Origin of the sequence: Asanoa ishikariensis (assembly GCF_900107455.1) — a bacterium.
Taxonomy (GTDB): Bacteria; Actinomycetota; Actinomycetes; order Mycobacteriales; family Micromonosporaceae; genus Asanoa; species Asanoa ishikariensis.
This window is the reverse complement of record NZ_FNQB01000005.1, coordinates 419,761-442,012: the sequence shown is the minus strand read 5'-3', so window position 1 is coordinate 442,012 and position 22,252 is coordinate 419,761. Positions and strand designations below refer to the sequence as shown.

Genomic DNA, 22,252 nt, shown 5'->3' with positions numbered 1-22,252 from the left:
GTACGAACGTGCAGGAGCTCGCCCTGATCAAGCGCGAGTGTACGTTTCCGCTCAGCGAGGTCACCACGCCGGTGCGTCTATGGCACCGGCTCGCGACCGTAACCCGCCGATCGCCTTCGCCCGTCGGCTCGCGCGCGAACTACCCGACGCCACCCTGCACGTCAGCGACTCATCGAGGGCACGATGTCGGCGTCGATCGCAGCGACGAGATCGTTTCTGTGCTCACCTCGGACGCCAACTAGAACACTGTGGACCGCAGCGTCGGCTGCTTGCTCGGTCAGTCCTCGGTCGCGGCTGTCAGGTCCCGCTCCCTTCTGCGCGTCGTCGCAAGTGCTGGTCGTAGGCTTGGTGACCGTGGGCAGTGGCTGGGTGTCCGGGGGAAGCTGAGCGAGCCGGCGCTCGGTCAGGGAGATCACGTTAGCGGGCAGGGTCCGGGTCCCCGGTCGCTGAGGCAGGCGGGTGCCGTCTATCTCGGCGAACTTGCGGGCCTCGAGCGCGACCGCGCTCGATCGAGACGACCAGGATGGAGACCGCCGGCAGCCACCCGCCGGCGATCAGCCCCGCGACTGGCATGACCACCGCTGGGCAGGCCCAGATCCAGAAGATGCTCACCTTGATCGCCTACCCGGCTCGCGCCGGCGGGCGGTCGAAGCTGATGGATACTCGACGTGTGCCGAATATCGAGAAAGCACACCGAGGGCGACGTGTGGGTGTGCAGCCCCTTCGCGCACTGCCTGACCTGCTGACCACCATTTACGAGGGCGCCGAACAGTCTTTGCCCACATTGGTCCGGATAACCGGGTCACCAGGAGTAGGGAAGACATACCTGGCCCAGCAGGTGTTCGATGCGCTGACGAACGACCATCCAGGATACTGGCGCCCCTGCTTAACACCGCTGTGGCCGCCACAGGATCTGCAATCCGTCGATCGCGAGCGGAAGAAATTGCTGCCGCTCGTCTCCGAGCGAGTGGATTCCGAGGTTCCCGGATTCCTATGGCTGGCGGCTCAGGCGTTCAGTGACCGGAATCCCGCCGAAACCATCTTCGCGGAACTGCACCGGCAACTACACCGGTCGATTCAGGAGTATCAACGTCAGGAGAAGGCGGGCCTTTTCCTCTTCCGGGTCGGCAAAGTGGCGGCCGGGCAGGTGCTCGAGACACTACAGGTGGCCTACGACGCCTTCGACGTCCTCAAGGCGGTTCTCGCCTCCGCCAAGGGTGTCGACGACTACGCCGGGCAGGTCAGCGCGGCGGCCGCGAAAGCGCTCGTCAGTTACCGGAAAGCCGCCTCGGCGCTTGGCCTCGCCAGTCGACCGGCACTGATCGTCATCGACGAGGCAGAGCACATGTCGCGCGACCTGGCACGGGCGGTCACCACGCTCTGCCTGCCCGATCGCCCTGCGGACGACTCGAGAATCGTCCCGGAGCAGCTGACCCAGACGCCGCCGATCCCGTTCGTGGTGGTCCTGCTGTCCCGGTCGAGCCTGGCGCCGGACGTTCATCGGAGTCCCTACGGCGATTGGCTCACCGAGTTCTCCGCGTTGGGACTGCCGGCGATGCAGATACGCCTCAAAGACCTGCCGAACCGTACCGGCCGGCAGCTTTTCGACGCGTCGCTGCACGACATGGACGCACGTGAGCGGGAATTGTTGTCGTCCGCCATCGACCTAAAGACGGCGTGGTTCATCTCGCCCCTCAAGCTCGCTCGTCTGCTGGCCGTGGTCCGGCAGAATTGGGACCCGGTGTCCGGCTTCAGAACACTGTCTCACGATGTGCTCGGCGAGGCCCTGGTGGGTGAGACGTCTGCCGTCGACAATGTCCTGTCGATGCTGCGGGGACGACCAGAGGGTCAGCTAAGCCTGGCCGTGCTGAGGAATCTGTCACCGGTCGGGCCGAAGATGCCCACCGCGATGGTGGCGATCGCCTGCCGGGCTCTCGGCGACGCAGCCAAGGCGGAGACGGTCGTTTCCAATCTGCTCGACACGGGCGCGGCGGTCACGCTTCCGCGGGACGGCGGAGATACGTTCATCCGCTTCGACTTCGACATCTTCGACTCGCTGGCCGGCCGCCGCACGGAAATCGAGCTCGCCACCAACTGCTTGACGGAATTCCTGGTCGACTGGGTCGCGGATCTGGCCGGGCCGGACGAACTCAGCGCGGCGTACCGCCCGATCATGGTGTTCCTGCAAAATGTGACCGAGCGCTTTCCCGAGGGCGTCCTCGGTAGCGGCGGCGTGCTGGACCGGGCCAGGAGCCGATGCACCGGATTCTCCGCGGATGCGCTTTCCGCTCTTCGGATCCTGCTCCAGCCCGGCCTGGGCGACGAAACCGGACCGTCGTTGACGATGATCGCCGCGGTGGCGATGCGAGCTCCCCAGGCGTTCGCCGTGGACGTCATCTACTCGTACCTGGCTGCGAACGACGAGTGGACGGTCGAGGGCGGCCTGGATGAGCTGCGTCCCGCCTTGGACTGCCTGGCCGAGCCCGATCGCAGCGATCTGGTGATCATCGCTGATCCGGATCTGTACGCACCACATCGAATCGTCGCCCTCGAAGGCCGCCACGACGCGAGGTGGCAGCGGTCGATTCGCAAGTTGACCGTGGCCCGCGTCGCATCGGGAGATCCGTCGGCGATCGACCTGCTGGTCGAGGCGGGCAGTTTCGATCTAAGCAGCGCGCTCGGCGCGGCCCGGTTGCTGATGGACGTCGGACGATTCGACGAGGCCCTCAACTGTCTCCGGAGCTGGCATCCGGTCAACTGGATGGCTGCCGTGAAGTACATCAGGGTGCTTTCTCATCTGGGACGTCAGGAGGAAGCCAGGCCAATCCTGGAACAATGGGCGAGTTTCCGTCGCGACGCGGCGGCCCAGCTGGCGAAAGCCGACCTCGACGACTCCGCCGCGGCGGAGCCACCGCTGGCCGTCGTCCGGCGCGACGAGGCGAAGGCCCCGGTGCCGAGGTTTCCCTTCACCGAGGTGAAGCAGCTACTGGCCGACAATGCGGTCGATGCGGCGGCGGCGCTCGCCCGGTTGCATCCGGTCGAGAACCCGGGCCAAGCCTGCCTATTCGCCGATGTCGTGCTGGCGGCGGAGAGCCGGGCGTCCTTCGGTGAGATTCGACGCGTCTTGACTGAGGTCCGTGGCCAAAGCGTGTCGGTCGCGGCTCGGCTGGCGGCTCTCGACATTCTCGAGAACGGGCAGGTGAACATCGCCGTCCGGAACGGCAACCGGCATAGGAAGAACTTCGATTTCACCCTGCTCGGGATGCAATTGATGCTGGCTCGCCGGCCGGAGTTGGAATTCGAACTGCTAGAAAAGCTCCGAGCCTGGGATCGGACGCTCCCGGATGCATCATGGGCCAAGAGCCACGTGTGGCTTTTCGCCGCCGGCCGGTTGGGGGCAATCGTCCGGGGCAGACACGACGATCGGCTGAGCCCGGAACAATGGCGCAGCGAGATCTCCCAGATGACGGATTCGTTGTGGCCGCGCCGTGAGTGGCGCGAGCTGAAGATGGTTCTGTCCGGATATTTGTTCAGCTTCATCCAGAATCCCGGGGACACCGAGCCGCCCGCATTCCCGTACCACATCTTCTCCCAGTACGAGGTGCTCGCATGCGTTCAAGGCGAGTACAAGTCGCTGCAACGGCGGTTGCGGCAGCGGATCGCCCGCATGATCCGGGAGGGCGAGCTCGACGAGACGCATGCCGAGCGAGTACGCGCCTGGGCGCCCCTGACAATCATCGCGAAGGAACCGGTGGGGTCACCGGCCCCTGGAGAACGCCGCCCCGATGCCGACCGGAAACCGCGCCACCGGACGCAGCACCGCGTCCTCCCGCCGGAGGAGGTGGTGGACCAGCCGCCCGGCTAGCGGGGCCGGGCGCCGGCCGGGAATCCGTTCGATCCGCGGTGTCCTCCCGCGCGTGGCCGAGATGGCCTGCGACCTATCGGGCTGGCCTCCGTCACGGCCAGCCCAACACCGTCGAAACGTAGGCCCTATCGCGTTGCCGCCTTAGAGGCTGGCCGCAGCGAAAACGAGCACGACGAGGATCAGGAATAGACCGAATGCGGTGGCCGAGCCGCGGTCGCCGCGGCAGCATGTCGAACGGCCGTCAATGCCCGACGCATACTCATCTGCGCTCCCACCGTGTGTCGGGCCTATCGAAGCGTGGCCCGTCGGGGTCGGTGTCGAGCCAGGGGCATTCGTGGCCGTCGGCAATGCGGGCGCGTGCCGCGGTGACGACAGCGCCGGTTGCCGAGGGTGCGTCGGCCTGGTATTCGTCGATCAGTTGCCACCAGTCGACTGTGACGACTTCAGGATCGAGATGGTAGTGACCGCCGGTATTGATGATGGGTTCGGGTCGTGGACCGTCGGCGGCCTTGTCGCGGTCTTCGAGGTCGCTGGTTTGTGATGCGCTGCGGATGGTGGTGCGTAGGTTGCTCAGACAGGTCGAGAGGCGTTGGTTGGCCTTCTGTGTGGGGATGTGTGGCCATACCGCATTGAGGATCTCGCGTAGCGGGGCACCGTCGCGGTGGACGACCAGGAAGACCAGTAGTTCGATGCTCTTGGCGCGCAGGCCACGCATCGGCTGGCCGGCCGCGTCGAGGATGGCTGGCTGTCCGATGACGGCGATCGGTACCCGGCCGCCCGATGCGGGACTGCAATCGGCGGACGGTCGGGTTGTGGTGCCGGTGGGCGTGCGAGACGGCGGGGTGGTTCCCTGGCCGGGGCCACGGCTGTCGGCGGATTGCGTGAGCGTGACGGTGATGCCTCTGGTTGTCGATGGCCTTGCCGGGAGCACCTGCGGGGCGCCGGGGGCCAGCATGACGGCTGGGCCGTCGACCGCGAACCGATCATGAAACGGGAAGGGCGGGTGCCACATCGTTTCGGCCGGTGCCGGGCGGCTGCGATCGGGCTCGTTGTCCGGCGACGAACGCCGCCTGTTGGTGTCAGGGACCTCGTCGCGGTCTGCGCGCGGTAGGGCCTCGTCGAGGCGGTCGTCCGTCTCTGTATGCGAGAGTCGATCATTGGCTTGCGGGGCGAGCAAGGCATGGGCCGCGGCCTGGTCGTCGCGGCCGTCGAGGAGCTGCTCGGCGGTCAGTTCGGTGGCCAGTAGCGCGGCCAGACCGTCGTAGTCGGCGGTGGCGCGCAGTCTGCGGGCGACCTCGTCCATGTCGTAGGTGAGCACGGCGATCTCGGCCATCTTCTTGCCTGCTGCGGCACGGATGCGGCTGCGCAGCACCTCGGCGAGAGCGGCGTCGCGCTGGTGCTGGCGGCGGACGACCTGGGCGGCTTCGAGCGAGCCGTGCAACCCCAGGCGCGGATATGCCGTGGCCAGGCTGCGGGCTTGGGCGGTGATCATCGGGTGGCGGACCCAATGTGCCCACAACTGGTATCGCGGGGTCATTGCGGGCAGGAGTCCTCGGGCACGAAGCCGGTCGCGGCGCTTGTTCTCCACGTCGACCCACCAGCTGACGAATCCGAGCAGGCTCATCAGTGCGTAGAAGCCGCCGAGTAGATGGTCGCCGTGCGTCACGATGTTGAACGCCGCCGCGGTAGCGGCGATGATCCCGCCGAGCAGCCGCGATGCGGCGGCGTGTTCGCCGAGGCGGCGGCGCACGTCCGCGTTGGACAGGAACGTCACCCCGCCGAGCTCCAACGCGAAGATGCCACCGATCGCGATCCACCACGGCAGCTTGAAGGCCGCGACCGCACCGGTGACCGTCCCGTAGAGGGCGACGATTAGGACTGCGGCGTAGAACAGCCGCCGCATGAACGCGGTGCGCCGTACCGCGGTGGCAAGGTGCTGATCGAGTTCCTCCGCGACGGCGGTAGCTCGCGGATCCTCGAGCCGTGTAAGCCGTGTCAGCAGTTCCGGCTTCAAAGAGACGATCATGCTCGAGCACCAGAGTTGGCGCGGCCACGTGCGTCTGGCAGCGCTACCCGCTGGCGGGTGCGGATAGGTGCCGAACAGATCGGCGCGGTGGACTGTCGTTGGATAAAGGTCATCGCCAGCGGCAACGCTTCAAACGTTGCCGAGGCCTTGAGATGGCTGGGGTGTTGCACCCTGCTGTTGTCGGCCGCCGTCACCGGCATTCCGCCGCCGCCAAACTGGCTTTCATGGCCGCCGTCCACTTTGCGGCAGAGAAAGGGACGGTCCAGCGTTAGCAGTTGCGGCTCGATCATGGCTTGGCCCCCTCGGATAGCAAAGTGGTGGCGAGTTCCTCGGTGTCCGGGTCGATGTCCATGCCGTTGTCGTCGAGCTCGCGGCGCAGCGCGGTGAGCCGTTCTCGCACCCCGGCCGCGTCGCCGAGGCGCGCCGCGGTTCGCATCGCTCGGCGGGCCAGGTCTTCGGATAGCGGGTCGAGGGAGTACGCGGTGTCGTAGAGGGCGAGCGCGTTACTCGGGTCGTTGTCGACCTGCAGGTCCGCGGCCTGGGCGTAGATGGTCAACAGTCGGCGCCGGACGTGCTCGCGGTCGGTGTCGATCCATTCGTAGCCGCTGCCGTCGGCCAAACCGCCGCTGGCTGCGGCGATCGCGGCCCGCAGGTGGTTCAGACGGGCGTCGTTGTCGGCTGCGGCAGCGACCCGGGCGTACTCATCCTGGACGGTCCACCAGTCGACCTGTAGCAGGCTGGGGTTGAGGTGGTACCGGCCACCGGTGTTGATCACCGGTTCGATCTTGGTGGTGTTGCCGGCTTGGTCGGTATCCGGTTGGGCGATCGAGCGGATGGTGGTGCGCAGATTGGCGACACACGTGGAAAGGCGGTCTCCGGCGCGGGAGACGGTCACGTCGGGCCAGAGCGCTTCCATGATGTCGTCCAGGTTGGCGCCAGCGCGGTGGACCACCAGGTACACGAACAGCTCCACGCTCTTGGCGCGCAGGCCCCGCACCGGTCTGCCGTCGCGGCCGAGGATCGCGGGCTCGCCGAGCGCGCGGGCCCGCACCCGGTTGGCGGCAGGACTGTCGCCTCGATCGGCCAGGGTGGTGGCGGGCTGCGTTGGCGCGTCGGCGATCGTCGGTTCGGATTCGGGGGCGTCGGGGTCGGCCGATGCGGTGTTGTCGGTCGGCCGGGGGGTGGCTGTCGCGGGTTCGAGGTGCGCGTCTTCGGGAGAAAGGGCCTCGGCGGGGCGTTCGGTGTCGCCGTGCGCTTCGGCGAGCATGGTCAGGATGTCTGTGGTGGCGGCGGTGTCGAGCACGGCGACGCGCTCGCCGTTGCCGCGGTGGGTGGTGCCGTCGGCGGCGACGGTCAGAGTGGCACCGTCGGGCCAGGTGCCGATCAGGACGGCGCCGATGTCGACGTTCTTGCCAAGGTGGATTGCGGTGGAGAGCCGTGGATGCCAACTTGGGTCGGGAGCGTCAGCGATGAGGAGCAGTTGGGGCAGCGGTTCGCCGAACGTCCACTGCTCGCGCACCGCGAAGACGCTGTTGGCTTCGTGTTCGGCGACGATCCGAGTGCGGCGGATGATCTCCTCCTCGAGGAGGGCGAGCGCCGCCGGGAAGGTCGCTGCGATGGTGAGTCGTTGCATCGGCGGGAGAGCGATCGCGGACACGCCGAGCAGGCTGGCTAGGGTCGCGGCCGGGGTGATGACGTGGCCTTGCGCGTGGGGGTCGTCGGCGTTGCCGGTGGTGAGAGTGGCCACGAGCAGGGCGCGAGCGGCGTCGCGTGCGGCGGGTCCGTCCAGGCCGAGCCCGGCGGTGACCGGGAGTGCGCCGACGCCGGCCAGTTCTCCGCCGGTGGGTCCCTGTGGCGGCAGTGCAGGCTTGACCTGCGCGGTGACGTATTCGCGGACGGTTGGGCCGCGCTCTGTTTTGCGGTCCAGCAGGTGTGGTGCGGCGCGACGTACACCTCGGCGCAACCAGGTCAGCGTGGCAAGGGGTCCGCTCAGGTCCGCGTCACGCACGTTCGGGCTGGTGATCGGCGCGGGCCGGTAGTGATGACGGCGTCGCCGCCACACCGTTGCCGCCGCGTACACCAGCGCGGCGGCCAGCCCGACGCTCATCGCGCCGCCGGCGATCTGGACCCATCCCAGTGTCGAGGTCGGGGAGGTGCCGTCGGAGACGGCTGGCTGCGGTGTGGCCTTGTTGGTCCGATCGGCGGATGGGATCGGTGTGACGGCCGACGCCGCCTGGCCGCCGCCCGGTGCCGGTGACGCTGGCACAGTTGCTGAGGGGGTGACGACGACGCCGTCATCGCTCTGAGCAGGTGGACTCGTCAGATCCGGCGTGGCCGGCGTCGGGGGTGTGACGTCCGCGCGACGGGTGGGCGGTGTCAGGTTCGTGGACTCGCGTGGCGGTGCTGGCGGCGCCGCGCGGTGGCGGGCGGGCAGGCCCAGAATCCATCCGATGTGGATCTCGTCCGGGTCGTGCAGCGCGTAGCCGTTGGCCTGCCGTTTGCCTTTGTTCAGGTCGAATACTTCCGGCCACCGTCGTGGATCGCCGAGTTCGGAGCCTGCGATGTCCCACAGCGTATCGCCGCGCCGTACGGTCACCCTGTCCCGGTTCACTGCGATGGGCGTCAACGCGTTGGCGTGCGCGGGCGGCAGATGATTGGAATGCGCGGCGCGGGCGGCGCCAGCAAACGGGGTATAGCCGACGCGCACCGCGCCGACCGCTGACTGCGTGTCGAGATCATTGCGGCGTGGCGCCGCTGCGTCGGCGGCGGCCGGGCTTCGGCTCTGGCCCGGCGGTGGCGCGTCTTCTCCGCGCGGGGCGCTCTCGCGCGGTGCGTCGCCGGCCGCCCCGTCCCCGGCGGTGGAAACCGCAGCCGCAGCGGTGTCAGCGATCCCGGCGACGGCCGCAGTACCGACGAGCGCGGCGGCCACCGACTGGGCGAGGGTAGGGGGCCGGAACCGGACCTTCGCCCGGCGCTGCGAGCCGGCGGACCCGAGCGCCATCGCGGCGATCCGGATCGCCGCCGCGACGGTCACCGCGACGACCATCACCACAGCCGAGGCGACGACGAACAAGAGGGTGTCCGTGGTGAGCGGTTCGCGTAGCCACGTCGCCAGTTGAGCCGACGAGGGCAGCCCCCGTTGGTCCACACTCCATATCGCCGCCGCAGCGCCGAGCCCGATCACCATCACGGTGGCAGTAACGGCGATCTTGCGGGCCATGGTCGCAAGGATCATCAGCGCCTCTCCTTTCCACCCCGGCCGCGGCGTGCCCCGCGGGCCCCACACATCCATCGACAGCGATCGGCTCAGCTCCACGCTAGATCCGCCAACACCTGCGCACACCGGCCGCGGACCTCACACCACCTGACAGCACCTCACACGACCTCACACGCCCTGGCGGAGCCCCCATCAGGGACCGGCCCGACCAGGTAAAGCCAGTCCGCCCAAACCAGCGGCGGCAGTGGCTGGGCCAGTCACGCGACCCAGCACGGTGCCGCGGTCGTAGCGGTGGGAGATCGACTAGTGACGAGACGTCGACGATCGTGTATCTGTAGGTAGGTGACAGGTCACGGACAGGTGCGGCTCGCGGTCGCGTACGGCGCGGTCAACACGACCGTCCTGTGCTGCGACGGCGACGGTGTCTGGTCCCCACTGCGGGTGGACGCCGACCCGGTGCTGTCCAGCGCGGTCGTCGTCGGCCATGACGGGGGCGTCATCGCCGGGCAGCGGGCCTGGTCACAGCCGCCCTCGACGGGCGCGTTCGTCGCCGCTCCGCTACGTCTGGGCCGTCACCAGGCCACGGTCGGCGCCGTCGAGATCGCGGTCGAGGACCTGGTCACCGCCACCTTGGCGCTGATCACCCGGCAGGCCACCACGCACGGGGCGACAATCGGGGAGGTCCGCCTCGCCGTACCCGCGGGATGGGGGCCCCGGCATCGGATGTGGATCCGGCACGCCGCGAACCAGGCCGGACTGGGCCAGCCGGTCCTCGTCGAAGCCCCCGTCGCCGCCGCACGGCATCTGGTCGCCGCCGGCGGCATCCGCGGGCTGGTCGGCGACCTGATCCTCGTCGTTGACCTTGGCGGAGGCTGCGAGGCCACGGTGCTGCGCCGCACCGTCGACGGATACGAGGTCCTATCCACCATGTCCGACCCCGACGCCGGTGGCCTGGCCGTCGATGGTCTGCTCCTGGCCGAAGTGGCATCCGCCGCACAGCCTCAGCTGACACCGTCGACAGCGCCGGTGGCGGTGGCCGACCGGCTGGACGGTACGGTCATCCTCGCGGCGGTCCGGGCCGCGAAGGAGGCCCTCGCCACCGCGTCGGCAGTGACCGTTGCCGCGCCACCACCTGGGTCACCGGTCGTGCTCACCCGGCCGGTCCTGGACGTGGCGGCCCGGCCGGTCTGGGAACGCGCCGCGCAACTCGCCGCCGACGCCGTGACCGCCGCCGACCTGACACCCGACCAGCTCGCCGACGTCGTCTGCGTCGGCGGCAGCGCGACCTCAACCACCGCCGTCGCCGCAGTCGCCGCCGCACTCGGCCGCGAACCAGTTGTCCCCGACGACCCCGGCACCGCGATCGTGCACGGTGCCGCCGACGCCACCATCACCCCCAGCCAGGCCGCACCCGTCAACGACTGGGCGAGCGCGAAACCCTACGTCCGCAAGGCCGCCGCCATGTTCGGCGCCGGCGGGCTGTCCCTGACTGTCCTGTGCGTCGCCTTCGCCGGCGTCGACCTGCGCGAACCGTGGTGGGAACCGTTCCGCGGCAACCTGTACCCCGGCTCGTATACGTACTTCAACTGGGGCATGGTGGCTGTGGCCGCCGCGCTCGCGGTCGTCGCCGCCCTCGGCGGCGGTGTCGTCCTTGCCGGGTTCCTCGCCGAGGAGAAAGGCCGACGGCTCGACGGCCCCAGCCTAGGCCACGGTGTCCTCGCCGCGACCGTGTTCGGGGTCGTCGTCGCCGCTCTGTACGGCGTGACCGCCGCGTTCTACATCGGGCAGCGCGGCGTCTCTTCAGGGCTGCGCTGGGCGCTACTCCCCCAACTGCCGACCATCGCCGTCGCCGCGGCCCTGGCCATCGCCGCCGTCCGCGGTGGCCGGGTCCCCACCCAGGGCTGGCAGCAGCTCCTACGGTTTCCCGTCGCCTCCACCGTCTTGGTCACCGTAGGGCTGGCCATGAGCGAGTTCTCGGGGGTCCGCGCGACCGGCCCGCTGGCCGTGCTGCTGTCACTGATGGACATCGCCGGGGGTCTGCTCGTCGGGGTCGCCGTCGCCTGCGCCGTACTGCGCCGCTTCCTCTTCCGGGCCATCGCGGCGATCCCGCTAGGGCTGTTCTGCGCCATCCTCCCACCCGGAACCGGCGGAGTCCTCGGCGTCATGTACGCCCTCGCCATCTCCGTCTGGCTCGGCTCCCGCACCTGGGACCTGTACCGCAGCCCGCTGCGAGACAACCGCCGTGCCCCCTAAGAAGCCCACACCCGCAACGCAGCCGACCCGGCCCACGGCGGGTCGCTGGATTTTGCTGATCGCCATGCTCCTGACCGGCCCCGCCGTCGCCGCCGCAGCAGCCGCTGTCGTCCCACACCACCGGCCCACCCTCGACCAGGTCAGCTCGTGGGCCGACAACCCCCTGACCGCCAGATCGGTAGCCGTAGCCGCCGTCTTCGCCGCCGCGCTAATCTGGGCCATCCTCGCGGCCGCCGCGGTCGTCAGCATCCTCGCCGCCCCACGCCCTACCGCCTGGCTGAGACGCCTACCACTGCCGCACCCCGTCAAGACCGCCTTGCTCGCCGTCGCCGGGACCGCCGCCCTCGGCACCGCCGCCCCTGCCGCGACCCACCAGCCGGCGGCGGCCACCACCGGCGCCGACGAGCCGACCCGACCCGGAGCCGATCAGCACCAGCCGAGCCAGCAGCCCGTCACGGCCAGCACCACTGCGGGATTTGGCCTCGCCGACGGGAGCTGGATACCCCGCCCCCTCGCCGAGACCATCACCGCCGCTGCCGCCGCCCTCTGGTGGCGCCGCCGCCGCGACTACCGCCCCCACACCGCACCGGCCGGGCTCCGCGACTCCGATCTGCCCGCACCCTCCCCCACCGTCGCCGCTGTCATCGCGCACCTCGCCGCCGACGACACTGAGCCCAGCGACCACGACGCCACCATCCACGACCCCACTGGACCTCTACCACCGCCGATGCCTGTCGCGCACCTACCGGCGGGAGGGCTCACCCTCACCGGCGACGGCGCAGCAGCCGCGGCACGCGGCATCCTGATCTCGACACTCCTGGACCGGCAGACCCGCATCTTGACCACCGCGACGACACTGGACACCCTGCTCGGTGCCCACCGCCCCACCGACATGCCCGGCATCGACGTGGTCGCCGGCCCCGAAGAGGTCGACGAACGCGTGGAAGGCGATCGGACCGGACCGTCCATCACGATTCTCGAGATCACCGACAACGACGACACAGCCCGCCTCACCGAGCTCCCCCACACCCGGTCCGCTGTCACCATCATTCTCGGAAACGAGCGAGCGCGGACGGCTTGGCACGTCGACGACGACGGGACCACCCACACCCGCGACGGGCACTCACCGCATCGGCTCTGCGTCCTAACACCCACGGCCGCCAACGACCTACTCACCCTTGCCGCCGCCAACAGCGACGGCTTCCCCCAACCACACACGTACGCCACAGCCCGCAACGGAGCCGGTGGATCCCCTGTCCCCGCACCCCTCAGCACCACGGCAGGCCACCGATCGGCTTCCTTGCGCCTGTGTCTCCTCGGCACACTCGCCCTAGAGAAACAGGACGCACCAATCCACATCAGACGGTCAGCCGGATGGCAGATCCTCGCCTACCTCGCGATCCACCCCGCTGGCGCGACATCCCGCCAGCTCATCACCGCGATCTGGCCACACCTACACCCGACAACCATCGCCGGGCGTCTCTACACCACCATCAACGAGCTCCGCAAAGCCGTCCCCACCGACAACGGCGCGACAATCATCGAACGCGACGCAGACAACTACCGGCTGAACGCCGACATCGTCGACGTCGACCTGTGGCTCCTCACCAGTGCACACCAGAGAGCCGTAAACGCCCCCGAGAGCGAAGCCCGAACCGCCGCCCTGCGAGCAGTTATCGATACATACCGTGGCGAACTTGCCGCGGGCCGACAATGGCCTTGGCTAACACAACCCCGCGAGACCATCCACCGCCACGTCATCGACGCATGCACCGCACTGAGCGAGACCTCCACACCAACGCAAGCCATCGACCTCCTGCGCCACGCAACCGAAATCGACCCCGTCAACCAACACCTGCAACATCGGCTCCACGAAGCGTGCATACAACTCCGCTCCCGCACGTAACCACGCCGCAAACAGCGATCCCGTGTCGTGCGTGCAGCGGTGAGCAAGCCGTACGGCGCCCAGTGAGTGGCCAGACCGAGCCTGGTCCAAGCCGGACGCCATGCCGCCGGCGCCGAGCCGGCGGCATGGCCGTCGACTCGACGAGGGTCGCGGGCATTGTGGAGCACGGGCCAGCAACCAGGCAGGAGCAGGCGCTCCCGCTCCTCGGCCGTGGCAGGCCGAGGGATCACTGCGGCGTCGGCCTCGACGACCAGGTCAGCGCGACCGGGCCTGGCGCCCACCCGCGTTATCGCCGGTCTGGCTCAACGTGCCAGCAGGTCACTCCCCGAGGGAGCATCTGCCACTCCGTACCAAGCCAACCATGGCAGCTGGTTGTCCAACACAGTGGACCGGTCATCTGCGCGTGCCCACGGCATGCCGACCAGATCGGAGGACCGCTATGGCAACGATCGTCAACCTCACCCCGTACCCCGTCCGGATCTTCCCGCTGGACACCCAGAGCGCAGCGAGCCCGGCACCGGTGCGCCTGGTCGCCGCTTCCACGAAGTGCCCGCTGGCGAGGTTGGCGCAGCGCACCGCCGGATCAGAAGACCTCGACCTCAGCGTCCCTGGTCGTCGGCCTGGCCGCAGGCAACCGCGACGACCTGCTGGTGTGCCACGACACCGCCCGAGACCTGGACGGCGCTGTCATCGGTGGCCGTCGGCCCGCGCGACCCCAACGCCGTTAACACGCCAACCGCACCACACCTCAACGGACCGGTCGGGCCTGCCCACACCTCCCTCGCACCCGAAGGGACGATGTCGCTGCGCGACCGGCTCTCTCCGCCCTCAGCCACCAGCAACAGCGCAAGAACGGTTGACCTTGTAGACCCGGTGGCTACAGGTGCCGCGGCACGACCTCTGTTTCGAGCGCCTGTGCTGGAGGCAGCGGGCCTGCGGCGGCGGACGTGATCAAAGATTAGCTAGCGTACGAGCGGCGCGAACGCTCGTTCATCTCAGTGAGGAATCCGCTCCTATGGCCAAAGAGACCATCGTCAAGCTCGTCGACGACATCGACGGGAGCACCGCAACACAGACGGTGACGTTCGCTCTCGACGGCGTCGCCTTCGAGATCGACCTCTCGGACGATAACGCCAGCAAGTTGCGCCAAGCGCTCGAACCGTTCGTCGAGGCAGCCACGAAGGTGACCGCATCCGGAGCGCGCCACACCCGCACCGTTATCTCTGCCCGAGGCGAAAGCCTGCGCAAGCAGACTCAGGCGATCCGCGCCTGGGGCAAGAAGTACGGACCCCAGCTCGGCCTCGACCCAGTCAGCGACCGCGGCGCCGTCCCACAAAGGGTCCGCGACGCCTACGAACAGCACGACGGTCGCGCGCCGCGCACCGCCCTGGCATCACCGTTCCTGGCTCCCGGGCCCTAGCCACAGCGGCCACCCGCATGGCCGGTCATCGAACGCCCCGCACCTCGTTGGAGGTGCGGGGCGTTCTCGCCCGTGATAGTCGCGGATCCGCGCAGGTCGGTGACCCTCAGCTCGCAGATATGGTGCAGTCCCGCGGCACGTAGCCACGCCGTACTTTGCGGGTCACTCGTCGATGCCCAGGATGGGTACGTCGTAGACCGAGATGTCGCGGCGGACGCGGATGTGTTGGACGGGGTGGCGGTAGCGGCCGTGTTCGAATGCGGTGTCGACGAGTAGTTCGGCGACCGTGTCGGGTTCGACCTGTGTGTATCGCTGGGCTGTGCGGGTCTGCCACGACCCGGTCCACGACGACGGCAGCGGCTGCGGCCACGGATGCTCCATCCGTAGGCCCTGGCGTTGCGCGACGGGGCGGTGTAGCAGCGGCGCGAGCTCGGCGCGTTGAGTCTCGGTCAGCGGTGTGGACCTGCCCGTGAACCGCAGCCGGCCGCGGGTGTCGAACTGGCCGACCAGGATCGTCCGCGGTGCGGTGATCCACCCTGTGACCCCACCGATGATCGCCTCGGCCGACGTGCGGGCGCGCAGCTTCTGCCATCCACCCCGCCCGACCCGGTAGGGCTGGTCGACCCGTTTGGCAACGATCCCTTCGATCCCTGTCGTGGTCCAGGTGTCGAGCCATTCGCGGGCGACGGCAGGGTCGGTGGTGTGTGGGCACAACACAAGGCTCGTCGGCGCGCCGGCGAGCAGGTCCTCGAGCAGGGCACGGCGTTCGGTCAGGGGCGCGGGTAGCCAGGACGCGTCGGCGGTAGCGAGGACGTCGAAGATGACGTAGTGGGCGGGATGCTGGCGGGCCAGCTGCAGAACGTGTCGGCCGGCTGCGGCGCGGCGTTGCAGAAGGGAGAAGCTGCTGCGTTCCCGCGCGTCATCCCAAACGACGAGCTCTCCGTCAACGACGACCCCGGGTGGCAGCGTTGCCCGCAGGGCACGGGTGATGTCGGGGAACTGGACACCGATCGGTTTGCCGCTGCGGGTCTGCAGCTGCACCCGGCCCGGACGGATCCACGCCAGGCACCGCCATCCATCCCATTTCGGTTCGTACGCCCACGCCGCGGCGACGGGCAGCTCTCGAGTGGTGGCAGCGGTCATCGGCTCCACCGGGTAGTGGAGACTCGCCCGGTCCCGCTGCCCAGGTGCGGTCACCGGGACCGGTCGGCCGCCCCGCCATACTCTGGTGCCATGCCTTGATCGTCGACCTGCCCTAACGGCGGTGACCGCAGTTCGCCAGAACTTGCCAGGCAGTCGAACGCATGTTCTAGAGTATGCGGCGGCTACCGGGCGAGGAGGGTGCGGGCGTGGTGAACATCGGGCGACTGCCCAAGCGTGAGGGCATGGCCCTGGCGACGGTGTCAGGGGCGGCCGAACGGGTCACCGTCGGTCTAGACCGGGACCTGCCCCTTGAGGAGAAGATAGCCGCCCTAGACGCCCTGTTCGACGCCGCACAGGTACCGACGTCGCGTCGGCCGGTCCTACTGGGCGTGCTGCTGGGCACAGCCCGTGCCTACGACCGGTCCTGGGAACGGGGTTTGGTCGACCTGTACGTGGCGGCGGGCGCTGATCCGAAGACTGCGGCCGCGCAGGAAGCCACCCATCGGGAGATCATCGCTCACCGGCGAGGCGGCCCGCGCCACTGACGGGCCGGCGGTGTGGGTTCGTCGGAACGTAGTCGAGCGAACCGGTCTGCGGCAGATGATCGGGTGGTGAGCGATGTCGTCGAGATCCCGTGCGTCGAGGGGCCGCTCGACAGCCGTGACGCCTGGGTTCGCCTCGACGACGACGGCGTCCCGCCCGCCTACCTTGATCAGAGCTGGATGTGGGTCGAGTACGGCAGCGAGCTCCTCGACGCGGACGTCGACGGCGTCTACGCCCTGGAACCGATCGCCGGGGCGGGTCCGCCGTGGCGCTACCTATGGATCCCCAACAGTCGACCGCGGCGGACCACCTAGGCTGCGCGGTGTGGAGGGTCTGGCGTGGCTGCTCTTGTGTCCGTGCTTGCTCGTGGTGTTTGTCGCCATCTTGGCGACGGTGGTCATCTGGACCCAAACGAAGCCGGGACGGCCGTAGCTGGATACTGCTGGCGGGAGAACACGAAGTCGCTCATCTGCGTGATCGGTGGGGCCACGGGTGTGGTGGACAGACGCGCCGTTGGGCGTACCTGCGGGCGGCGTAGCTGTTCTCGATCCGGTAACGGTCGAAACCGGCGGTGTGAAGGGCTGCGGTCACGTCGTCGGGGGTGCGGCCTTGCCGGGCGAGCCGTTTGGGTGATATCTCGATGGCGATTTCGGCGTCTGGTCGAAGTCGGTGGAGATGAGGCTCGAGTCCGTCCATGACGTCGGCCTCGGAGCCCTCGACGTCGATTTTGATGATGCGAGCGTTCTAGCTCCGTGTCGCTGAGCAGAGCGGGCAGAGATGCTGCCGGTGCGCGGAAAGCGGGTAGCGGTCGCGTCGGGGGGCGCACGCTGGTCCTGCCGCCGAGGTTGTTCTTGTCTTGATGTAGAGGTTCAGCTCGCGTGCGGTGGCGGAGACCGCACTGGCGACGACGCGCACGTTGGTGTAGCCGTTGGCCGTCGCGGTCTGCGCGAGGGTGGCCGCGAATCGGGGCGATGCTTCGATCGCGACTACACAGCCGGACGGGCCGACCAGTGTTGCGGCCAGGAGGGAGAAGTGTCGGATGTGGGCGCCGACGTCGATGAACGGGTCGCCCGGTCGCAGCTGGCGGCAAATCCAGGCGGTCGGATTCGGTTCCCAGGTGCCGAACATGTAGAGGTAACGCTGGATGAGGTCGGCGGTCGTGACGGGAATGCGAACGCCGTAGCGGGTGCGTGCGATGGCGGTGATCGGGTGGTGCGTCAGGTTCTTGTCGAGGACCTGACCACGATTGGCCCGGTGACCGTCCGGCCTCATCAACAAGATCCCGAACCGTCGGAAGTCTCGGCGTAGCAACCTCGACCAAGGCGAGCAAACAAAATGACCGGCAACCTTCACGCACCGGTTGAGTTCATCACTGTAGAGACGGGGAAGGTCCACACGCTATGAGCGGGTCAGCGGCGGCGTCGCGGGACGGCCGGGCGTTTCGGCTCCCACGTCGTCGCCGAACGCCTGGGGAGGTGAGCGGCGCGGCGAGTGTGCGGAAACTAGCGGGTCAGGGCCTGTACGATCTCGTCGGCCAGCTGCCGGCTTCCGGTTGCGACGAAGGGCTGGCGTGGTTCCATCGCCTCCGCGATATCGGACTTGGACTTGAGCCTGTAGTCGAGTGGAACGTCGTGACCCTCAAGGTCGACCACGACGCCTCCGGCAGCGGTCAGGATGTAGTGGCCTGGCGCGAGGTCCCAGATGGCGAATCCTTTAGCGAATTCGATCACCGCTTCGGTGAAGCCGGCGGCAACGTGAAACAGGCTCACCGAGCCGAAGTCCAGTCCGATACGTCCTCGACGTCTGCCGTCTGGTGCCGGCTCTTCGAGCGCTTCGATCAAGCCTGTCTGCCTGCTCAGCGGAAGGAACCGCTCGTTGGGCCGCATCAGAAAATTAGTGACGATCGACTCGGAGAGCTTGCGGGGTGCGCGGGGCCCGAGGGGGCGTCTGACGTTGTCTCTCGTCATCGCGTATGCGCGGTCGATCCCGTCTTCGTCCTGGGCGGCGACGTAGAGCTGGACGTGGTGGTAGATGTCGCCGACGACTGCTGCGATGGGACGCGCGAGTGATCGCGAGTAGGCCATGACGTGGGTGTAGCCGTTGAGGGCACGTACGGCGAGCTCGCTGGTATCGAGCGGATCGACCAGGATGCACAGGTCGGGCTCGGATTCGGTGCCGACGACTTGTGGCTCCGCTTCCTCAGATGCGTAGACGAAGGATCCCAGCCGGTCGGCGAGCAGCTCACGATAGCGGTCATGCATCCAGAGGTCGTGGACGCTCAGGAAGTTGTCGGCATGACGCTCATTGTCGTTCTCTCCGGGATCGCCGGAAAACGCCGCTTCGATCAGCTTAGGGCGAGCTTCATCCATGGCGATGCGGACGACATCGGCCAGGTCATCGCCGAGGCCGGCAGGAGTCGGTGCTAAGCCCATGATCTCTCCACGTCTCTCGGTAGAAGGTGCGACGGGTGATCGTGCGTAACCTGTGGCGGACCACCCATCGCCGTTCACGTTCATGTGCCCGAACGAGCGTGCTGCGGACATGGTCGATGATCTGTGTGCGGACGATGTTCATCTGGGCTTGGTCACACCAGAGCACCGTGCCCGTCGGCAGAATGAACGGCTGCCCACGACCGATCCGGTGACCAGTAAACGTATGGCGGCCAAGAACCACCGAGAGTAGCGAAGGTCAGCTCCACGAGTTGTTCTCGGCTGAGACGGATGGATGATCTGTCACGTGTCTGAGAAATTACAGTCCATTCGCAACCCTCGCGATAAAAGGCCCAGCCGCCGATCCTCGGTCGGAGGATCCTGGAGGTTCGTCTGGTCGTCATTACTCCGTCCCGCCGCAAGATGCCGTCCCCTCGGATGGGCTCGGACTCCCCCTGGTGTGCTGGCTAGTCGATGCGGGACACCGCGATCGCGGTGAACGAGGTACTAAAACGCCACGCCGCCACGGTGGGACTGAGCCTCAGCGACGGCAAAGCAGAGTTTCTGCTCTCCAGTGACCATCGCCTGGTGTTGGCAGACAGCCCCGGTACTCCCGACGAGTGCCGCCTGTTGTTCAACGGCGCGCACTGCGGCAAGCAGTCCTGCGGAACTGGTACGTAAACAATGGACTCGAGGTCCCGACCGCCCATCTGATCGCCGACGGCGTGCCCAGGCAACGGTGGCCCCAACCGGCGCCGCTACCCGCGGAATTCGTACCGGTGATGCCGGACCTGTACCGCTCGCTAAGCCAGGCATGGACGGGAGAGCGGCGGTGGAACGCGCCGAGTCTGGAAGATGCCACACGCACCGTCACCCGACTGATCGGCCAATGATGGGGTCCGTACGGCTAAAGCTGTCGGAGGAGGATCACCTGACCGGCGGCGCGGTCGTTGACCTCGTGCCTGAACCAGTAATGGAGGCAAACGCATTGGGGAGCCTGACCGCGGACCCCGCCTTCCGGTCGACGACCTACGTAGTCATCGACTTCGAAGCGACGACGCCGACAGGCTATCCGTCTCAGCCGATCGAGATAGCCGTTCTCGCATTGCGCTACGGGGACGGCGGCTGGCGGGAGACCGGCCGAAGCACGTCGCTAATCCGGCCTCCTGCTTTCGCGCCGGTGACACCGGCTGACACCGCGCAGACTGGGCTGACTGCCGCGCAGCTGAGCGCCGCGCCCACTCCATCCCTCGCGCTGGGCGCGGTGGACCGGCGTTTCGCAGACGGCACGCCGTATCTGCTGGTGGCCCAACACGCGGCCACCGAGGCCAACCTCATCCACAACCAGCAAGAACACTGCCCAACGTTGGCCCGCATCGACTTCCTCGACACGATACCACTCGCGAAGTACTGCGTGCCGGGCCTGACCAACTACCGGCTTGACACGCTGCTGGCGCATTTCAGCATCGCGCAGCCGGCAGACCGTCACAGGGCCACCGCCGACGTCGACGTCACCGCACAGGTGTTCCGCCGGCTCATCAACCTGGCGGACGATGGCGGCAGCATCGGGAACCTCGCCTCTCTCGTGAAGATCGCCGGTCGTAGAGCGAAGGCCAATCTTCCGCGTCAAGTCGGGCTGTTCGAACTCCCGCCCACAGCGTCGACGAAAGGCACCAGGCCATCTTGGAAGGACGGTGCACGCCAGGATGAGTGACGTAGAGAGCGCCCGTGAGGTGGTCCCGTCCTGGTTCGACCCTCTCTGCCCATGGGCGTGGATCACTTCACGCTGGCTTCTGGAAGTCGAACAGGTCAAAGACGTGCGCGCTGACTGGCGACTTATGTCCCTCGCCTACCTCAACCTCGACCAACGCGAGGGCAAGGGACTCGGCGAGCAGTACCGGGCGCTGATGGAGAGGGCATGGCCGCCGGTAAGGGTCGGCGCGGCAGCCACCGAGCACGCCGGCCACGAGGTTCTCGGCCCCCTCTACACCGCCATCGGCACCTAGCCGCACAACCAACGCCGCCGTGACGATCCCACCGTTCTCCCCGAGGCCCTCGCGGAGATCGGCCTACCCGAGTCACTGGCGGGAGCAGCCTCCAGTACACGGCTCGACGATTAGATCAAGCAGTCACATCACGAGGCATTCGACGAAGTCGACCTCGACGTGGGGACGCCCGTCCTCCGCATCGCTGGCACGGTCCTATTCGGCACGGTCGTCACACCAACGCCCCGTGGCGGGGCCGCGGGCCGGCTGTGGGACGGCCTAGCCCAGGTCGCAGGCACGGACGGGTTCTTCGAGCTTAAGCGCACCCGGACCGCCAAGCCGTCCTTCGATTGACCAGAGCCGATCAGGGAGAGCTTACGGGCGGGGCGCCGGTGCCCAACAATCTGCCTGGCACACCCGCACTCTCACTTTGGCTTTCAGACACCCGTCCAGGCCGGCCAGTACTGGCCTGGACTTGAGGTCAGCCTATCCGAACCGAGGCATCAAGCACCCGCGCAATACGGCGTCCCACCAGACGCTCGGCCTCGTCCAACGGGTACCACGCCGCACTCGTCACCTCCGACTCCTGCACGGATCCCACGTCCCCCGCCACCGTCGAAAAGGCATACCCGAGGTCGAGGTGATAATGCTCCGGCTCGTCCTTCTGCGAACGCGCCGGGACCGCGCCGAACTCGATATACACGGGTACCTCAGACATGGAAACGACCGCATCTCGATCAACGCCCGTCTCCTCGACGAGCTCGCGCACCGCCGCGCCCACCAAAGTGGTGTCGATCGGTTCAAGATGGCCGCCGGGCTGCAACGGGATTCCGTACGCCCGGTGCCCGACCAGCAAAACCTCTGCGCTACCACGCATCAGCAGAGCACCAACCGTCACATGCATCGGAAAACTGCGGCGAGAGGCAAAATGCCTACCTCGCCCGAGGAGTTGAATCGCCTCAGCCAGCAAAGCCGTCTCATCCGGATACCGGTCGAGGTAGCCGGCAACAGCACCCGCAATCTTCGAGTCAGCGATCGACACGAGATGCCTCCAAGACAATCGGCAAGCCCGGCTCGCCGGGCACTGAGATGGGAAGCGGAGGACAAGACCTCTCCGAGAAGCCTGGACGACCGTCCCGCGGGCGAGCAGCCTCGCACGCTCCAAGGCGGGCAGGGCGAAAACGCGCGCGCCCACGACCGCATCCTGCTGGATCACCCGAGAGCGTGAGCAGACCCCATAGGACCGACCGGGCGTGGCGGAGCCATCGTCGGTTCAATTCACCGACTTCCCGCTGCGATATGAAGTCCCAGTTGACGGTGACGGTGACGGTGGTTGTCAGCTCAGTGCGGCACGGACAGCTGCCTCGACTGAGCTCGGAACGCGCACCGGGTAGTCGACCGGGGCGCGCCTCCGATTACCGCAGAGGATCGACGTCGTGCGATTCGTACTCAACGGCGTCGCCGG

Annotated in this window: 18 protein-coding genes and 1 pseudogene; 10 read left to right on the top strand and 9 right to left on the bottom strand. The window is 67.9% G+C overall.

What is annotated here, in order from left to right:
- Positions 1–8 precede the first annotated feature (8 nt).
- Positions 9–242 (top strand): hypothetical protein, encoded by a 234-nt coding sequence (locus tag BLV39_RS42690; RefSeq protein WP_143050087.1) that lies wholly within the window; start codon positions 9–11, stop codon positions 240–242.
- Between the two features lie 281 nt (positions 243–523).
- A complete protein-coding gene (locus tag BLV39_RS38905) occupies positions 524–3,865 on the top strand; it encodes a hypothetical protein (RefSeq protein WP_090803772.1) in 3,342 nt (1,113 codons plus the stop codon).
- 259 nt (positions 3,866–4,124) lie between these two features.
- On the opposite strand, the gene BLV39_RS38900 is transcribed toward BLV39_RS38905, so the two are convergent.
- Genes BLV39_RS38900 through BLV39_RS38895 form a run of 3 tightly spaced genes read right to left on the bottom strand, consistent with a single transcriptional unit; the run spans position 4,125 to position 8,820 of the window.
- Positions 4,125–5,891: a hypothetical protein gene (locus BLV39_RS38900; protein WP_143050086.1), complete on the bottom strand. Its 1,767-nt coding sequence runs from the start codon at positions 5,889–5,891 to the stop codon at positions 4,125–4,127.
- Complete coding sequence (locus BLV39_RS42685; RefSeq protein WP_143050085.1) at positions 5,888–6,181, bottom strand: hypothetical protein; 294 nt, start codon at positions 6,179–6,181, stop codon at positions 5,888–5,890. Before BLV39_RS42685 ends, BLV39_RS38900 begins: the two co-directional genes overlap by 4 nt.
- Positions 6,178–8,820: a BTAD domain-containing putative transcriptional regulator gene (locus BLV39_RS38895; RefSeq protein ID WP_143050084.1), complete on the bottom strand. Its 2,643-nt coding sequence runs from the start codon at positions 8,818–8,820 to the stop codon at positions 6,178–6,180. The genes BLV39_RS42685 and BLV39_RS38895 overlap by 4 nt, the downstream gene beginning before the upstream one ends.
- Positions 8,821–9,450: 630 nt before the next feature.
- On the opposite strand from BLV39_RS38895, the gene BLV39_RS38890 reads away from it, so the two are divergent.
- Both BLV39_RS38890 and BLV39_RS38885 read left to right on the top strand, forming a co-directional pair.
- Positions 9,451–11,361, top strand: a complete 1,911-nt coding sequence (locus tag BLV39_RS38890) for an Hsp70 family protein (protein WP_143050083.1) — start codon at positions 9,451–9,453, stop codon at positions 11,359–11,361.
- 64 nt (positions 11,362–11,425) lie between these two features.
- The gene (locus BLV39_RS38885; RefSeq protein WP_143050082.1) at positions 11,426–13,267 is read left to right on the top strand and encodes an AfsR/SARP family transcriptional regulator; all 1,842 of its coding nucleotides are present in this window, start codon (positions 11,426–11,428) and stop codon (positions 13,265–13,267) included.
- Positions 13,268–13,866: 599 nt separating this feature from the next.
- Here BLV39_RS38885 and BLV39_RS44925 read toward each other — a convergent pair.
- Positions 13,867–13,998, bottom strand: coding sequence for a hypothetical protein (locus tag BLV39_RS44925; RefSeq protein ID WP_280515081.1), 132 nt, complete (start codon positions 13,996–13,998; stop codon positions 13,867–13,869).
- A gap of 284 nt (positions 13,999–14,282) precedes the next feature.
- Between BLV39_RS44925 and BLV39_RS38880 the strand changes: the two genes are divergently transcribed.
- Positions 14,283–14,687 (top strand): histone-like nucleoid-structuring protein Lsr2, encoded by a 405-nt coding sequence (locus BLV39_RS38880; RefSeq protein WP_090803757.1) that lies wholly within the window; start codon positions 14,283–14,285, stop codon positions 14,685–14,687.
- A 162-nt stretch (positions 14,688–14,849) separates the two neighbouring features.
- Here BLV39_RS38880 and BLV39_RS38875 read toward each other — a convergent pair whose 3' ends face one another.
- Positions 14,850–15,830 carry an ATP-dependent DNA ligase gene (locus BLV39_RS38875; protein WP_090803755.1) on the bottom strand — a complete coding sequence of 327 codons (981 nt, stop codon included), beginning with the start codon at positions 15,828–15,830 and terminating at the stop codon, positions 14,850–14,852.
- Between the two features lie 173 nt (positions 15,831–16,003).
- On the opposite strand from BLV39_RS38875, the gene BLV39_RS38870 reads away from it, so the two are divergent.
- Positions 16,004–16,375, top strand: a complete 372-nt coding sequence (locus tag BLV39_RS38870; RefSeq protein WP_090803752.1) for a hypothetical protein — start codon at positions 16,004–16,006, stop codon at positions 16,373–16,375.
- Between the two features lie 66 nt (positions 16,376–16,441).
- A complete protein-coding gene (locus BLV39_RS38865; protein ID WP_143050081.1) occupies positions 16,442–16,687 on the top strand; it encodes a hypothetical protein in 246 nt (81 codons plus the stop codon).
- A 151-nt stretch (positions 16,688–16,838) separates the two neighbouring features.
- Here the strand turns inward: BLV39_RS38865 and BLV39_RS45225 are convergent, their stop codons facing one another.
- The 3 genes from BLV39_RS45225 to BLV39_RS38855 form a co-directional block, all read right to left on the bottom strand.
- The gene (locus BLV39_RS45225; RefSeq protein ID WP_373315431.1) at positions 16,839–17,099 is read right to left on the bottom strand and encodes a class I SAM-dependent methyltransferase; all 261 of its coding nucleotides are present in this window, start codon (positions 17,097–17,099) and stop codon (positions 16,839–16,841) included.
- 18 nt (positions 17,100–17,117) lie between these two features.
- Positions 17,118–17,645, bottom strand: coding sequence for a class I SAM-dependent methyltransferase (locus tag BLV39_RS38860; RefSeq protein WP_090803746.1), 528 nt, complete (start codon positions 17,643–17,645; stop codon positions 17,118–17,120).
- A 230-nt stretch (positions 17,646–17,875) separates the two neighbouring features.
- On the bottom strand, positions 17,876–18,805 hold the full coding sequence (locus BLV39_RS38855) for an inositol monophosphatase family protein (RefSeq protein WP_090803743.1): 930 nt from the start codon (positions 18,803–18,805) through the stop codon (positions 17,876–17,878).
- Between the two features lie 471 nt (positions 18,806–19,276).
- Here BLV39_RS38855 and BLV39_RS43850 point away from each other — a divergent pair, with 471 nt between their 5' ends.
- The 3 genes and pseudogenes from BLV39_RS43850 (at position 19,277) to BLV39_RS38840 (ending at position 21,141) form a co-directional block, all read left to right on the top strand.
- Positions 19,277–19,483 (top strand): phosphoribosylaminoimidazolesuccinocarboxamide synthase, encoded by a 207-nt coding sequence (locus tag BLV39_RS43850; RefSeq protein ID WP_204082981.1) that lies wholly within the window; start codon positions 19,277–19,279, stop codon positions 19,481–19,483.
- 151 nt (positions 19,484–19,634) lie between these two features.
- Positions 19,635–20,516: a 3'-5' exonuclease gene (locus tag BLV39_RS38845; protein ID WP_204082980.1), complete on the top strand. Its 882-nt coding sequence runs from the start codon at positions 19,635–19,637 to the stop codon at positions 20,514–20,516.
- Positions 20,509–21,141: pseudogene (locus tag BLV39_RS38840) on the top strand (mycothiol-dependent nitroreductase Rv2466c family protein). Before BLV39_RS38845 ends, BLV39_RS38840 begins: the two are co-directional and overlap by 8 nt.
- A gap of 127 nt (positions 21,142–21,268) precedes the next feature.
- On the opposite strand, the gene BLV39_RS38835 reads toward BLV39_RS38840, so the two are convergent.
- Complete coding sequence (locus BLV39_RS38835; RefSeq protein WP_090804142.1) at positions 21,269–21,829, bottom strand: NUDIX hydrolase; 561 nt, start codon at positions 21,827–21,829, stop codon at positions 21,269–21,271.
- Positions 21,830–22,252 lie beyond the last annotated feature (423 nt).